General features: G+C 68.1%; 11 protein-coding genes. 5 read left to right on the top strand and 6 right to left on the bottom strand.

The window, feature by feature from the left end; translation table 11 throughout:
- Positions 1–369 precede the first annotated feature (369 nt).
- Positions 370–1266, top strand: a complete 897-nt coding sequence (locus SB754_RS17010) for a ParA family protein (protein ID WP_410783961.1) — start codon at positions 370–372, stop codon at positions 1264–1266.
- Complete coding sequence (locus SB754_RS17005) at positions 1266–2237, top strand: ParB/RepB/Spo0J family partition protein (protein ID WP_410783592.1); 972 nt, start codon at positions 1266–1268, stop codon at positions 2235–2237. Before SB754_RS17010 ends, SB754_RS17005 begins: the two co-directional genes overlap by 1 nt.
- Before the next feature lie 38 nt (positions 2238–2275).
- On the opposite strand, the gene SB754_RS17000 is transcribed toward SB754_RS17005, so the two are convergent.
- The 6 genes from SB754_RS17000 to SB754_RS16975 form a co-directional block, all read right to left on the bottom strand.
- Positions 2276–3232 (bottom strand): D-alanine--D-alanine ligase, encoded by a 957-nt coding sequence (locus tag SB754_RS17000; RefSeq protein WP_410783591.1) that lies wholly within the window; start codon positions 3230–3232, stop codon positions 2276–2278.
- A gap of 59 nt (positions 3233–3291) precedes the next feature.
- The gene (locus SB754_RS16995) at positions 3292–4617 is read right to left on the bottom strand and encodes a PLP-dependent aminotransferase family protein (RefSeq protein ID WP_410783590.1); all 1326 of its coding nucleotides are present in this window, start codon (positions 4615–4617) and stop codon (positions 3292–3294) included.
- A gap of 137 nt (positions 4618–4754) precedes the next feature.
- Positions 4755–5081 (bottom strand): thioredoxin, encoded by a 327-nt coding sequence (trxA, locus tag SB754_RS16990; RefSeq protein ID WP_020076187.1) that lies wholly within the window; start codon positions 5079–5081, stop codon positions 4755–4757.
- 14 nt (positions 5082–5095) lie between these two features.
- Complete coding sequence (trxB, locus tag SB754_RS16985; RefSeq protein WP_410783589.1) at positions 5096–6082, bottom strand: thioredoxin-disulfide reductase; 987 nt, start codon at positions 6080–6082, stop codon at positions 5096–5098.
- A 73-nt stretch (positions 6083–6155) separates the two neighbouring features.
- Entirely contained in the window at positions 6156–7772 is a 1617-nt protein-coding gene (gene murJ, locus SB754_RS16980; RefSeq protein ID WP_410783588.1) for a murein biosynthesis integral membrane protein MurJ, read from the bottom strand.
- Entirely contained in the window at positions 7765–10044 is a 2280-nt protein-coding gene (locus SB754_RS16975; RefSeq protein WP_410783587.1) for a DUF6049 family protein, read from the bottom strand. The genes murJ and SB754_RS16975 overlap by 8 nt, the downstream gene beginning before the upstream one ends.
- A gap of 94 nt (positions 10045–10138) precedes the next feature.
- Between SB754_RS16975 and SB754_RS16970 the strand changes: the two genes are divergently transcribed.
- From SB754_RS16970 to SB754_RS16960, 3 genes are read left to right on the top strand one after another with little or no spacing between them, the layout of a single operon-like run.
- A complete protein-coding gene (locus SB754_RS16970) occupies positions 10139–11563 on the top strand; it encodes a CCA tRNA nucleotidyltransferase (protein WP_410783960.1) in 1425 nt (474 codons plus the stop codon).
- Entirely contained in the window at positions 11548–12462 is a 915-nt protein-coding gene (locus SB754_RS16965; RefSeq protein ID WP_410783959.1) for a carbohydrate ABC transporter permease, read from the top strand. Before SB754_RS16970 ends, SB754_RS16965 begins: the two co-directional genes overlap by 16 nt.
- Positions 12449–13282: a carbohydrate ABC transporter permease gene (locus SB754_RS16960; RefSeq protein WP_410783586.1), complete on the top strand. Its 834-nt coding sequence runs from the start codon at positions 12449–12451 to the stop codon at positions 13280–13282. Before SB754_RS16965 ends, SB754_RS16960 begins: the two co-directional genes overlap by 14 nt.

Raw genomic sequence — 13282 nt, 5'->3', positions numbered from 1 at the left:
CCGATCTGAAGCGGCTGCCGATCTGAACCGACTGCCGATCTGAACCGGCGGCCGATCTGAACCGGCGGACGATCTGAACCGGCGGACAATCTGCTCGGGGATGACCAGCAGTGGGACGCGACCCTGGATTCAGGCCACGAGTTCACCACTGCGCTGTCGTCGCTCCCAGAACAGCCGCTCGCCCACCCACACCGCGCGCGGCGCGACGAAAAGCGTCGGACATCCGAGTTAGAGTTGAGCGACGGGTGCGCTGCGGGTGTGCCGAACGACCGACCAAGAGCCGGTGCGAAGCACCAAGGAGCGACGAGGTTTCACGTGAAACAACCCCACGACGACGAGCGAGGCAGAGTAGGTGAGATCGACGGCGATATGGAGCCGATGACAGAAGACGCGACGTTCGACGTCACGACCCCGCTCGCCCAGGAAATCGCCGATCTTGCGCGTCGTCGACAGGTGATTGCGGCGACAACCCTCCCCCTCCCCTCGAAGACGCGGATCTTCACCATCTCGAACCAGAAGGGTGGAGTCGGCAAGACCACTACGGTGGTCAATCTCAGCGCCGCTCTGGCCAAATCGGGAGCTCGGGTCCTGGTGATCGACCTTGATCCCCAGGGAAATGCCTCCACCGCCCTGAGCGTGGAGCACCGTGAAGGCACTCCGAGCGTCTACGATGTCGTCGTCAACGACCGCGAGCTCGAAGACGTCATTCAGAAGAGTCCGGAGTTCGACGGGCTGTTCGTCATCCCTGCTACGATCGACCTCGCCGGCGCAGAGATCGAGCTCGTCTCCATGGTGGCCCGGGAGCAGCGACTGTCCCGGGCACTCGACCGCTTCCTCGACGAGTACGACATCGACTACGTCCTCATCGACTGCCCGCCGTCCCTGGGACTCCTCACCATCAATGCCTTCGTGGCGGCGACAGAGGTCCTCATCCCGATCCAGTGCGAGTACTACGCGCTCGAGGGACTGAGCCAGCTGCTCAAGAACATCCAGCTCATCGAGCGTCACCTCAATCCGAAGCTGCGCGTCTCCACCATCCTGCTGACGATGTACGACTCGCGCACCAACCTGGCGCATCAGGTCGCAGCGGATGTGCGCGAACACTTCCCGAACGAAGTGCTGGACACGATCATTCCCCGCTCCGTCAGGATCTCCGAGGCGCCCAGCTACGGACAGAGCGTCATCAGCTACGACACCAACTCCAGCGGATCCCTCTCCTACATGGAGGCGGCCGCGGAAATCGCACGCAGAGGAGTACCCCGCTAATGGCAGCGAAGCGCACCGGACTGGGCCGAGGCATCGGCGCCCTGATCCCCACCAGCGACCAGACCAGCCGACCGGTCGACGTCTTCTTCCCGGACAGCTCCGCCGGCCGACTCGGTTCCGCGGTCGCTGTCGCCGAACGCGGCGGTCAGGAGGACCTCATCGAGGTGCCGGGAGCTCGGCTCGCCAGCCTCTCCCCCGACGACATCGTCCCCAACCGTGTCCAGCCGCGCAGCGACTTCGACCGCGAGGCACTCGATGAGCTCGTCGCGAGCATCCGCGAGGTCGGAGTGCTGCAGCCGGTCGTCGTCCGGCCGCTCCCGGACGAGCCGGGCCGCTACGAGCTCATCATGGGCGAGCGCCGGCTGCGTGCGACGAAGGAGCTCGGGCTCGAAACCATCCCCGCGGTGGTCAAGGACACCGCCGACGAGAACATGCTGCGGGATGCGCTCCTCGAGAACCTGCATCGCAGCCAACTGAACCCTTTGGAGGAGGCGTCCGCCTACCAGCAGCTTCTCGCCGACTTCGGCATCACGCAGGAGGAGCTCGCGACCCGCATCGGTCGGTCGCGTCCCCAGATCACGAACACCATCCGGCTCCTCAAGCTGCCCGCCGCGGTCCAAGCGCGAGTGGCGGCCGGGGTCCTCAGCGCGGGCCACGCGCGTGCCATCCTCTCGCTCGGTGATGACCAGGAGGCGATGATCCGCCTCGCGGACAAGATCGTCAACGAGGATCTGTCGGTGCGTCAGGCGGAGGCTGCAGCCAGCAAGACGCCGAAGCCGGCCAGGACGAAGGCGACAGCCGGACGGCACCGCGGCCACCTCGACGAGATCGCCGGGACTCTCGGCGACCGCCTCAACACGCGGGTCAAGATCACCCTCGGAGCAAGAAAAGGCCAGATCGTGGTGGATTTCGCAACGATCCAGGATCTCAACAGGATCCTCGACGAGATCGGGCAGCCCAGCTACAGCTGATCGATCGCTAAGCGCGCGAGAACCGCCTCGAGAGCCACTCAGGCGTCAGCGATGGCGGCCACGGCCAGCGCTGCGTAGACGTCGCCGGGTTCACGTCCGGCGGCTGCGATCGCCTGCGGCATGATCGAGGTCTCGGTGAGCCCGGGAAGCACGTTCGCCTCCAGGAACCACGGCGCACCCGCCGCATCCACGATCAGGTCGATCCGGGACAGATGCCGTAGGCCCAGCGCCTTGTGAGCCGTTGCAGCCGCTTCGGCGACCCCGGTGGTGACCGCCTCGTCCAACCGGGCGGGCACGTAGAACCGGGTCTCCCCCGCGTTGTACCGAGCGTCGAAGGTGTAGGCGCCATCGATCGGCTCGATCTCGACCGCGGGCAGCGCCTCGGGGCCGTCACCGGTGTCGATGACCGCGACGGAGACCTCCACACCGTTCACCTTCTCTTCGATCAGGGCGACATCGGCGTAGGTGTAGGCGTCGACCATCGCCCGCGGCAGCTCCTCGGCGGTGGCGACGATGGTCACACCCTGGGCCGACCCGCCCTGTGCCGGCTTGACCACGAGCGGTAGGGAGAACCCCGCGAGGACTGTCTCGAGCACACTCCCCGCCCCCAGCTCACGGAACGTCTCCTGCGGGAGGGTGACCGACCGCGGGGTCGCCACGCCCGCACGCTCGACGATCGTCTTGGCGGTCGGCTTCGACCAGGCGAGCCGGGAGGCATCTGCCTTCGACCCGACGAACGGCACTCCGGTCAGCTCGAGCAGACCACGGAGGGCGCCGTCCTCGCCGCTCGCACCGTGCAGTGCCGGCCACACGACCGCCGGCAGGGACTCGTTGAGGAACGCCAGGAGCGACGCATCGGGATCGCGCAGCGCGACCCGGTGGCCGAGCCGGTTGAGGCCGTCGGCGACGCGGCGTCCGCTCCGCAACGAGACATCGCGCTCGTGGGAGATCCCACCGGCGAGGACGACGATGTCGAGTGCTTCATTCTGGGCCATGATCAGGCCTTTCTCATCTCAGACGCAAGGAAGGACGGACAGGTTGGCGGGCGGCTCGGCTAGCGGAGATCGGTCGGAGGGTTGGCGCTCGTGCGCCCGCGCCGCGCGGACGGGTCGAGCAGCCCGGTCCCCGCGAAGGTGTCGAGCAGATCCTGCTCCCCGCCGATGACCGTGGCCAGCCGGCGCACGCCGACGCGGATGTTCTCCGGTGTCGGGTAACAGAACGAGAGCCGGATGTTCTGCGCTCCGGAGCCGTCCGCGTAGAAGGCCGTCCCCGGTGTGTACGCGACCAGCTCCGTGACGGCGCGCGGCAGCATGGCTTTCGAGTCGAGGTGAGGCGGAAGCGTCACCCACACGTAGAACCCGCCGTTCGGGTCCGTCCAGCTCAGCTCGGGCAGGTGCTCCTTCAGAGCGGAGATCATCGCCTCCTTGCGCTCGCGGTACACGCCTCGGAAGGTGTCGATCTGTCCCTTCCAGTCGGCGTCGCGCAGGTACTCGGAGATGACGAGCTGGCTGAACGAGCTCGGGCTGAGCACGGCGGCCTCATTGGCGAGGATGAGCTTCTCGCGGATCGCGTGCGGAGCCAGCGCCCATCCCACCCGGAAGCCGGGCGCGAGCGTCTTGGAGAAGGTTCCGAGGTAGACGACCCCGTCCTTCTCGACCGAGCGCATGGCCGCCGGGGGCTTCTGATCGAAGTAGAGCAGCCCGTACGGGTTGTCTTCCAGCACGAGGATGTCGTTCTGGCGCGCGATCTCGAGGATCTCGAGCCGCCGATCCCAGCTCAGGGTGACGCCGGCGGGGTTGTGGAAGGTCGGAACCGTGTAGAGGAACTTGACCCGCCGCCCCGCTGCCTTGAGCCGCGCGATGTGCTCGCGCAGAGCTTCGGGGATCAGCCCGTGCTCGTCCATCGGGACGTGGTCGACCTCCGCCTGGTACGACTTGAAGATCACCATCGCCGTGACGTAGCTGGGTCCCTCGGCGAGGACGACGTCGCCCGGGTCGATGAAGAGCTTGCTGAACAGCTCCAGCGCATGCTGGGATCCGGTGGTGACCACGATGTCGTCGGCACTGCCGCTGATCCCCTCGAGCGCCATCACGTCGAGGATCTGCTCCCGCAGGGCGGGGACGCCCTGACCGGAACCGTATTGGAGCGCGACCGCGCCCTGCTCGCGCATCACCCGGTCCATCGCGCCGACGACCAGGTCTTGCGGGAGGGCTGAGACGTACGGCATGCCGCCGGCCAGGGAGACCACCTCGGGCCTGCTGGCGACGGCGAACAGGGCTCGGACCTCACTGGCGGCGAGGCCGCTCGTGCGCTGCGCGTAGTGGTGATACCACGGGTCCAGATTGTTGCCCCGCTGCTGCGGGGAGCCCTGTTCGATCACGTGAGGATTCCGTTCGTCTGCCGTTCAGCAATGCTATGGGGGCGGCGCACCGTGGAGAAAATCCACACGGCGGCCGGGTACGAAAAAGACCCGCCCGGCGGGTGAGCGCCGGACGGGTCTGAAGAGGACGGGTCGCGCTACGCCAGGTAGGCGGCCAGGTCGGCTTCGAGGGCGGGCTTCGGCTTGGCGCCGATGACGGTCTTGACGACCTCTCCACCCTGGTACACCTTCATCGCCGGGATGGAGGTGATCTGGTACTTCGCAGCGGTCTGCGGGTTCTCGTCGACGTTGAGCTTGACGATCTCGATCTTGTCGGCGTGCTCGGAGGCGATCTGGTCGAGGATCGGACCGACGGCGCGACACGGGCCGCACCACTCAGCCCAGAAGTCCACCAGGATGGTCTTCTCGCTGTTGAGGACGTCCTGCTCGAAGCTGGAGTCCGTGACCGAACGTGCTGCTGACATTGTGTTGTATCTCCTTATGCGGTGGTCGTGAGTTCGAGGTCACCCGACGCGCCATCCGCTGCGCTGTCGAGTAAGTTCTGCGGGAGGGTGGTCAGGTAGTGCTCCGCGTCGAGGGCGGCGACCGTTCCGGACGCGGCAGCGGTGACAGCCTGACGGTAGGTCGGGTCGACGACGTCGCCCGCGGCGAAGACGCCGGGCAGGTTGGTCTTCGAGCTGCGGCCGTCGACCGCGATCGTCCCCTCCGCGGTCAGGTCGAGCTGGCCGTGCACCAGGTGGACGCGCGGGTCGTTGCCGATCGCGATGAAGAGCCCCTGCAGCTGCAGTTCGCTCTCTTCGCCGCTGACGAGGTTGCGGAGCGTGACGTTCTGGACCTGCTCGTCGCCGCCGATGCCGACGACCTCGGAGTTCCAGATGAACTCGATCTTGTCGTTGGCGTGGGCGCGCTCCTGCATGATCTTGGAGGCGCGGAGGCTGTCGCGACGGTGGATGACGTACACCTTGTCGGCGAAGCGGGTGAGGAAGGTGGCCTCCTCCATCGCCGAGTCGCCGCCGCCGACGACGGCGATCGTGCGCTGGCGGAAGAAGAACCCGTCACAGGTGGCGCACCAGGAGACGCCGTGGCCGGAGAGGCGCTCCTCGTCGGCGAGGCCGAGCTTGCGGTAGGCGGAACCGGTCGCGAAGATCACCGCGAGGGCCTCGTGCACGGCGCCAGAGCCGAGGGTGACCCGCTTGACGTCGCCGGTCAGCTCCACGGAGACGACGTCGTCGAGGACGATCTCCGTGCCGAACTTCTCGGCCTGCGCCTGCATCTTGAACATGAGGTCGGGGCCCATGACGGCCTCCGGGAAACCGGGGAAGTTCTCGACCTCCGTCGTGTTCATCAACTCGCCGCCGGCCTCCACGGAGGAGGCGATCAGCAGCGGCTTCAGGTTGGCGCGGGCAGCGTAGATGGCCGCGGTGTAACCGGCAGGGCCGGAACCGATGATGATGATCTGCCGCACGGCGGAACTCCTTGACCTGTCACGACACCTTCGTCTGGAGGCGTCGACCTGTAGAACACATCCTAGGCGGATGCTATTCCTGTCGCCTGGGTGCCGTGGAACGCCGTCCGGCGCGGTTCAGGATGGGCGCCAGCCCCTCCTCCAGGTCGGCGGATCCGAGGATCACCAGGAAGCCGACGTAGACGATCAGCATGACGATCCCGACCAGCGCCGTGGCGATGATGGCGGCGATCGGACCGCTCACCGGGAAGGCTCCGGCGCTCACGCCGCCGAGGATCACCAGGAACCCTCCGCCGGCGGCCATCGAGGCCAGCCCGGCGACGACGAACCGCCACAGCGAGCCGAGGATGCGACCGCCGTCCACTCCTCCGGTGCGGCGGCGCAGCAGGGCGAAGGCGAGCACCGCCTGCACGAAGCTGGCCAGCGACACCACGAGCGCGACGGAGGCCGCACGCGTCCCCGGCGGAACCAGGAAGCAGACGAGCACGCCGACGATGATGACGGCGACCTGTGCGAGCGTGAAGAAGAACGGCGTGCGGGTGTCGCCGAGCGAGTAGAAGGCGCGCTGGGCCATGAACACCAGGGAGAACGGCACCAGGCCGACCAGGTACGCGACGAGGACCAGGCCCATCGCGGAGTAGTCCGTGGTGAACACGCGCGCGATCGGGTACGCGGTGACGATCAGCGCCGCCGACGAGAACACGATGAGCAGCATGATCGATCGCGCCGCCGAGGAGAAGTCGAGGCGGAAATCGGCGACCGATCCGCGGTGGGCGTGCTCCGCCATCCGGGTGTAGTACGCGGTGACGATCGAAACGGCGATGATGCCGTGCGGCAGCATGAAGATCAGCCAGGCGTTCTGCATGGCGAACGATCCGGCGAACCCCTGGCCGGCCGAGTTCGAGACGTTGGTCTCGATGAGTCCGGCGACCTGCGTGGCGATCAGCATGGCGAAGGTCCACCCGGCCGCCTTGCCCGCCGAGCCGAGGTCGACCCCGCGCCAACCGAAGTCGAAGCGGAACCGCAGCCCCACCCGTCGCCAGAACACGAAGAGGATGAGCGCCTGGACCGCGATGCCTAGCGTCGCCCCGCCGGCGAGCAGCGCGATCATCCAGAACGACCAGTCGCTGCCGTGATTGCCGGAAGCCGCCGTGCCGAAGGCGAGGATGAATGCGCCCAGCAGCACGATCGCGACGATGTTGTTGACGACCGGGGCCCAGGTGAACGGACCGAACGACTTGCGTGCGTTCAGCACCTCACCGAGCAGCGTGTACAGGCCGAGGAAGAAGATCTGCGGCAGCGACCAGTAGGCGAACGCCGTGGCCAGCGCGCGCTGCTGTTCGGAGAGGCCGAAGAACGACACCAGCACCGGCGCCAGGACGGTGGCGACCACCGCGAGGGCGGCGAAGACCACCATCCCGAGCGTGACCAGCTTGTTGATGTATGCCCGGCCACCGTCGGCGTTGATGGAGGCGCGCACGATCTGCGGGACGAGGATCGCGTTCAGGATGCCCTGCGCGATGATCGCGTACAGGCTGTTCGGGATGATCGTCGCCGTGCCGTACGCGTTCGCCGCGAAGGTCACGACCCCGATGGCCTGCACAAGCAGCCACGCCTTCGCGAAGCCGAGGAGGCGCGACACCAGCGTGCCGGAGGCGAGCATCGCGCTGGCGCGCCCGACGCTAGCCACGGGGATGTTCCTCGGGAGGGGCGGAGCCGTCAGTGGAACCTTCTGACGCGGTTACCGTTGGGGCGGCTTCGGGATCGGCCTCCGCGGATTCTTCGGTCCCGTCCTCCGCCGCCTTCGACCGGCGTCGCAGGATGTTGCGCACGATCCCGAACCCGAACAGCAGCACCAGCAGGATGCCGAAGATCAGCGCTCCGATGCCCTCCCAGTCGGCGTGGACATCGACGGTCACCGACGTGGGGTCGCCGATCGGCACACCCGTGGGGCTGTAGAGGTGCAGCGAGAGGGCGACCTGGCCGTTTCCGACCTTCGCCTTCACCGGGATGAGGACTGTCGCGCGCGAGTCCTGGGGGATGCGCTTCGTCGTGGACTGGTCGACTTCGAGCCGGCTGTTCGACGGCGACGCGGCCAGCACGACCGTAACCGCGTCACCCGGTAGCTCGTTGCTCACCGTGAAGGGGATCGACCCCTGCGCGCTCACCAGGTTCACGTTCTCGGTCGGGAGGATGTGGATGGAGTGCAGCGTGTCGACGGTCGCCTTGCGCTCCGTCGCGACTGCGGCGCCCCAATCGGTGCGGGGATTCAGCCACGAGACGGCGAGCAGCGTGAGCAGGTCCGCACGGGTACGGCCCGTCAGCCGGGTGGGGTCGTCCAGGACTGTGGCGAACTGGCCGAGGGCGCCTTCGTCCTGCACGAGCGACTGGATGGCGGCGACCCGTTCGGCGGATTCGGGCGCGTCGACCAGGTCGAGGCCCGCACTCGGCGCAGCGTTCTTGACGCTTGCGAAGGACGCCGGCGCGGACCATGGAGACGAGAAGAGCGCGTTGAGCGTGCGTTCCAACTGCGTCCCGCTCGACGGCCAGGAGCGATCGAGCGCCACGAGAAGATGCCGCGCGTCGCCCGACTCCTGGTTGATCAGCTCCAGCTGCGCGTTGACCTTCGACATGGCCGCGTTCCAGGCGATGTCGCTCGGGGCCGACACGGCCTGCCGGAGTGCTTCGCTCAGACGCTGGTCGGAGGACACCATGCCGCCCGAGGCGATCGGGGCGTCGGGCGTCGCGTCGAGGGTGTCGGCGTTCGTGTTGCTGCCGGAGACGATCACCGTCTTCAGCCCGGCTGCAGCGAGCGGGGCCAGATCCGCTCGTCGCACCGTCTTGTCGCCGGGCCAGCTGATCCCGGTCAATGTGTAGTCCCAGGCCAGGAGCGCGTTCAGATCCGGGATGACCGGGCCGGGGGTCGCCGTCGGCGTCGGGCTCGGGGTGGTCGGCTTCGGTGTCGGCACCTTCGGTGTCGGCGTCGGGGTGGCGCTCGACGGCTCCCCCACCGGGGTCGGCTCCGGCGTGAAGTTCTTCGCGTCGATCGCGTAGGCCAGCGACGTCGGCGTCAGAGGGGCGGGAAGGCCCGACTGCAGCTGGCCGACGGGGTCGGCGTCGCCGTAACCGAGAGAGAAGGTGTCGTTCGGCAGCTCGGACAGTCGCGTCAACCAGTCCACGGCGCTCGCCGGAGCGGCGTTCCCGAGCACACGGATCGATGCGATGATCATCGGATCGATGCCCACTGTCACAGTGGTGTGGCCGGTGAGACCGTCGAGCTCCCGCGTCAGGATGCCGTTCGGCGAGGTGTACGTCGCCAGTGCGTCGGACGAGATCAGACCGCCCGAGCCCGATGGCGTCACCATCGGCAGCACGACGTTGAGGGCGGCCTGCTTCGTCGTGCCGCCCGGATACCAGACGACCGATCCGCGGCTCTCCGCATCGGCCGATCCGGCGTGCACCGAGGCGCCGAGACCGAAGACCGCGGACGACGTGCGAGCGGCGAACGGCAGCGACGCCGCAGGCGCCGCGACTCGCACGACCGAGCTCGACCCCGGCTCGAGAGTGTTCAGCTGTGCCTGCCCGATCGTGACGGCGTCCGCGGGTTCGTCCGTGCCGGCCAGCCAGGAGGCGAGGGCCTTCCGGCCGTTCTGCGCTGACGGGTCCACCCACAGCGTCACGGTTCCGGACGAGTATGCCGTGTCCGTCGGGTTGGACACCGTCACCGACACCGTCAGGTCTTTGGCCGGGACGACGACTCCCGCATCGTCGGCCGTCATCGTGGCGGTCAACCCGGAACCGGTCGCGGACGCGGTGGGCGTGGGCGTCGGCGTCGCGGCCGGTGCCGGCGCTGCTCCCCCTGCGACCGCTGCAAGCGCTCCGACAGTCACCGCTGCCGCCAGCATCCGGACGCGGACGCGGAACGACGCACCCCGGCGGAGGGTGGGGGAGGCTGCGCTCATGCGTCGACGCGCGATCCCGACTCGGCCTCCATGACCTCGATTGTAGAGGTCAGGCCCTGAGAGCCCGGCGCGCGGACCAATAAACTGGGTGACCATGCAGAGCGTCGCCGAATCCCTCGAACGCCTCGGCGACCTGGCCCGCACCCCCTCGGTCGCCCGCCTCGCCGACGCGTTCCAGGCCGCGGGCCATGAGCTCGCCCTCGTCGGCGGTCCTGTGCGCGACGCCCTGCTGGGCCGTTCCGTGCACGATCTCGACTTCACCACAGACGCGCGGCCGGACGACATCCTCCGCATCGTGGGCCCCATCGCGGATGCGGTGTGGGACATCGGCCGCAAGTTCGGCACCATCGGTGCTCGCTTCGGGGACGACACGGTGGAGATCACCACGTACCGCAGCGACAGCTACGACGGCACGACGCGCAAGCCCGAGGTCGAGTTCGGCGACACGCTCGAGGGCGACCTGCTCCGCCGGGACTTCACGGTGAATGCGCTCGCCCTCCGGCTGCCCGAGGTCAAGCTGGTCGATCCCTCGGGCGGTGTGGAGGATCTGCTGGCCGGCGTGCTGCGGACGCCGAGCACACCGCAGATCTCGTTCGGCGACGACCCGCTGCGGATGATGCGCGCGGCCCGGTTCACCGCCCAGCTCGGCTTCATGGTCGACGAGGAGACCCGGGACGCGATGAGCACCATGGCGGACCGCATCGAGATCGTCAGTGCAGAACGCGTGCGCGACGAGCTCAGCAAGCTGCTGCTGGCCGACGAGCCGCGGCCGGGCCTGGAGCTGCTGGTCGACACGGGTCTTGCCGACCTGGTGGTCCCCGAGATCCCGGCGCTCCGGCTGGAGGCCGATGAGCACCACCACCACAAGGACGTCTACCAGCACAGCCTCACCGTGCTGGACCAGGCCATCGGGTACGAGAAGGAGCGGCATCCCGGCGACGCCCCGGACCTCGTGCTGAGGCTGGCCGCCATCCTCCACGACATCGGCAAGCCGTCGACGCGGCGGTTCGAGCCGGGAGGCGCGGTCAGCTTCTACCACCACGACGTCGTCGGAGCGAAGCTGGCGAAGAAGCGGCTCACCGCCCTCCGATTCGACAAGGCCACCATCGACGCCGTCGCCCGGCTCATCGAGCTCCACCTGCGCTTCTTCGGCTACGCGGACGCGCAGTGGACCGACTCGGCCGTGCGGCGCTACATCCGCGACGCCGGGCCGGAGCTGGAGCGCCTCCACATGCTCACCCGTGCCGACGTCACCACGCGCAACAGGCGGAAGGCCGACCGCCTGGGGTTCGCGTACGACGACCTCGAGGCCCGCATCCGCGAGCTGCAGGAGCGGGAGGAGCTGGAGGCCGTCCGGCCCGACCTCGACGGCGAGCAGGTGATGGCCATCCTGGGTATCCGCCCGGGGCGCGAGGTGGGGCAGGCGATGAAGTTCCTGCTCGAACTGCGGCTCGACGAGGGTCCGCTCGGCGAGGAGGAGGCGACACGGCGTCTGCTCGCATGGTGGGAGGAGCGCTGACCCGGCGATCCCCCGGCACTCGACGCTCGGGTGCGGTCCGGCGCCGGGAGGCCATGACCGGGTACGCGCTGCTGGCGCCGAGCCTGTTCGGTGTCGCCTGCTTCCTGGTGCTGCCGGTGCTCATCGTCGTCTGGCTGAGCTTCCAGAGCTGGGACCTCATCCATCCGCTCCGCTTCGCCGGGCTCGCCAACTACGCGTCGGTGCTCTCCGACCCCGTCTTCGGCAACGCGCTGCTGGTCACCCTGGTCTTCGTGGTGATCGTCATCCCGGTGCAGACCGCGCTCGGACTGTTCGCAGCCTCCCTGCTGACCCGCGGCCTCCCCGGGTCGGCGCTGCTGAGGACCCTGTACGCACTGCCGTGGATCTGCGTTCCGCTCGCGCTCGGTGTCGTCTGGAAGTGGATCTTCGCCCCGACCGGAGGGGTGCTCACCGCGATCCTCGGCGTGCGGGTCGAGTGGCTGACCGATCCGGTGCTCGCCCTCCCCGCGGCCGCCGCGGTCGTCGTCTGGACGAACGTCGGCTACGTGACGCTGTTCTTCATGGCCGGGCTGCTGAACATCCCGCAGCAGGTCGTCGAGGCGGCTCGGATCGACGGCGCCGGCCCTGTCGCGCTGTTCTGGCGGATCACGCTGCCGCTCCTTCGGCCGACGATGTTCTTCGTGCTGGTGACGAGCGTCATCTCCACGTTCCAGCTCTTCGACCAGATCTACGCGCTGACCGGCGGAGGGCCGGAGCACCGGACCGACGTGGTCGCGAACCGCATCTACACGGAGGCGTTCCAGAGCTTCGACCTCGGACGCGCCTCGGTCATGGCCGTCGTGCTCCTGGCGATCCTCGTGGTGATCACGGTCGCGCAGCAGCTCTACTTCCGCAGGAGGACGACGTATGACCTCGGCTAGCCGTGTGCTGAAGGTCGCGGGGATCTACGTGCTCCTCGTAGTCGGCGCCGTCGTCACGCTGGCGCCCTTCCTCCTCAGCGCGATGACGGCCTTCAAGACGCCGGCCCAGTTCGCGAGGACGCCGGCGCTGACGCCGCCGGACCCGTGGAGCCTGGACAACATCGTCTCGCTGTTCACCGGGCCGGCCGGCTTCGGGAGGGCGCTGCTGGTCACGGCGCTCGTGACGGTGTTCATCCTCGTGTTCCAGCTCGTGTTCTCGATCATGGCCGCGTACGCCTTCGCGCGTGTGGACTTCCCCGGCCGCGACGTGCTGTTCTGGGTCTACCTCGCGACGCTCATGGTTCCGGCGGTCGTGCTGGTCGTCCCGCTGTACCTGATGATGGCGCAGCTGGGGCTGCGCGACACCTTTTGGGGCCTGGTGCTGCCGTTCTCGTTCGGGAGCCCGTACGCGATCTTCCTGCTGCGCGAGTACTTCCGCGGCATCCCGCAGGAGCTGGTGGATGCCGCCCGACTGGATGGCGCCTCCACGCTCGACATCCTCATCGAGATCGTGGTGCCGCTCTCCCGGCCGATCATCGCGACGCTCGTGCTGATCACCGTCGTGAGCCAGTGGAACAACTTCCTCTGGCCCCTCGTCATCACGAGCGGTAACACGTGGCGGGTGGCGACCGTGGCCACTGCTAGCCTCCAATCCCAGTACAACGGCAACTGGACAGTTGTCATGGCAGCGACGACGCTGGCGATCGTGCCGCTCGTCGTGCTCTTCCTGCTCTTCCAGAAGCGCTTCGTGCGGTCCATCAGGATCACCGGCTTCCGGTAG

Origin of the sequence: Leifsonia sp. SIMBA_070 (assembly GCF_046534635.1) — a bacterium.
In the GTDB taxonomy this organism is placed as follows: domain Bacteria; phylum Actinomycetota; class Actinomycetes; order Actinomycetales; family Microbacteriaceae; genus Leifsonia.
Note: the sequence above shows the minus strand (reverse complement) of the source record. Positions and strands in the feature narration are given on the sequence as shown.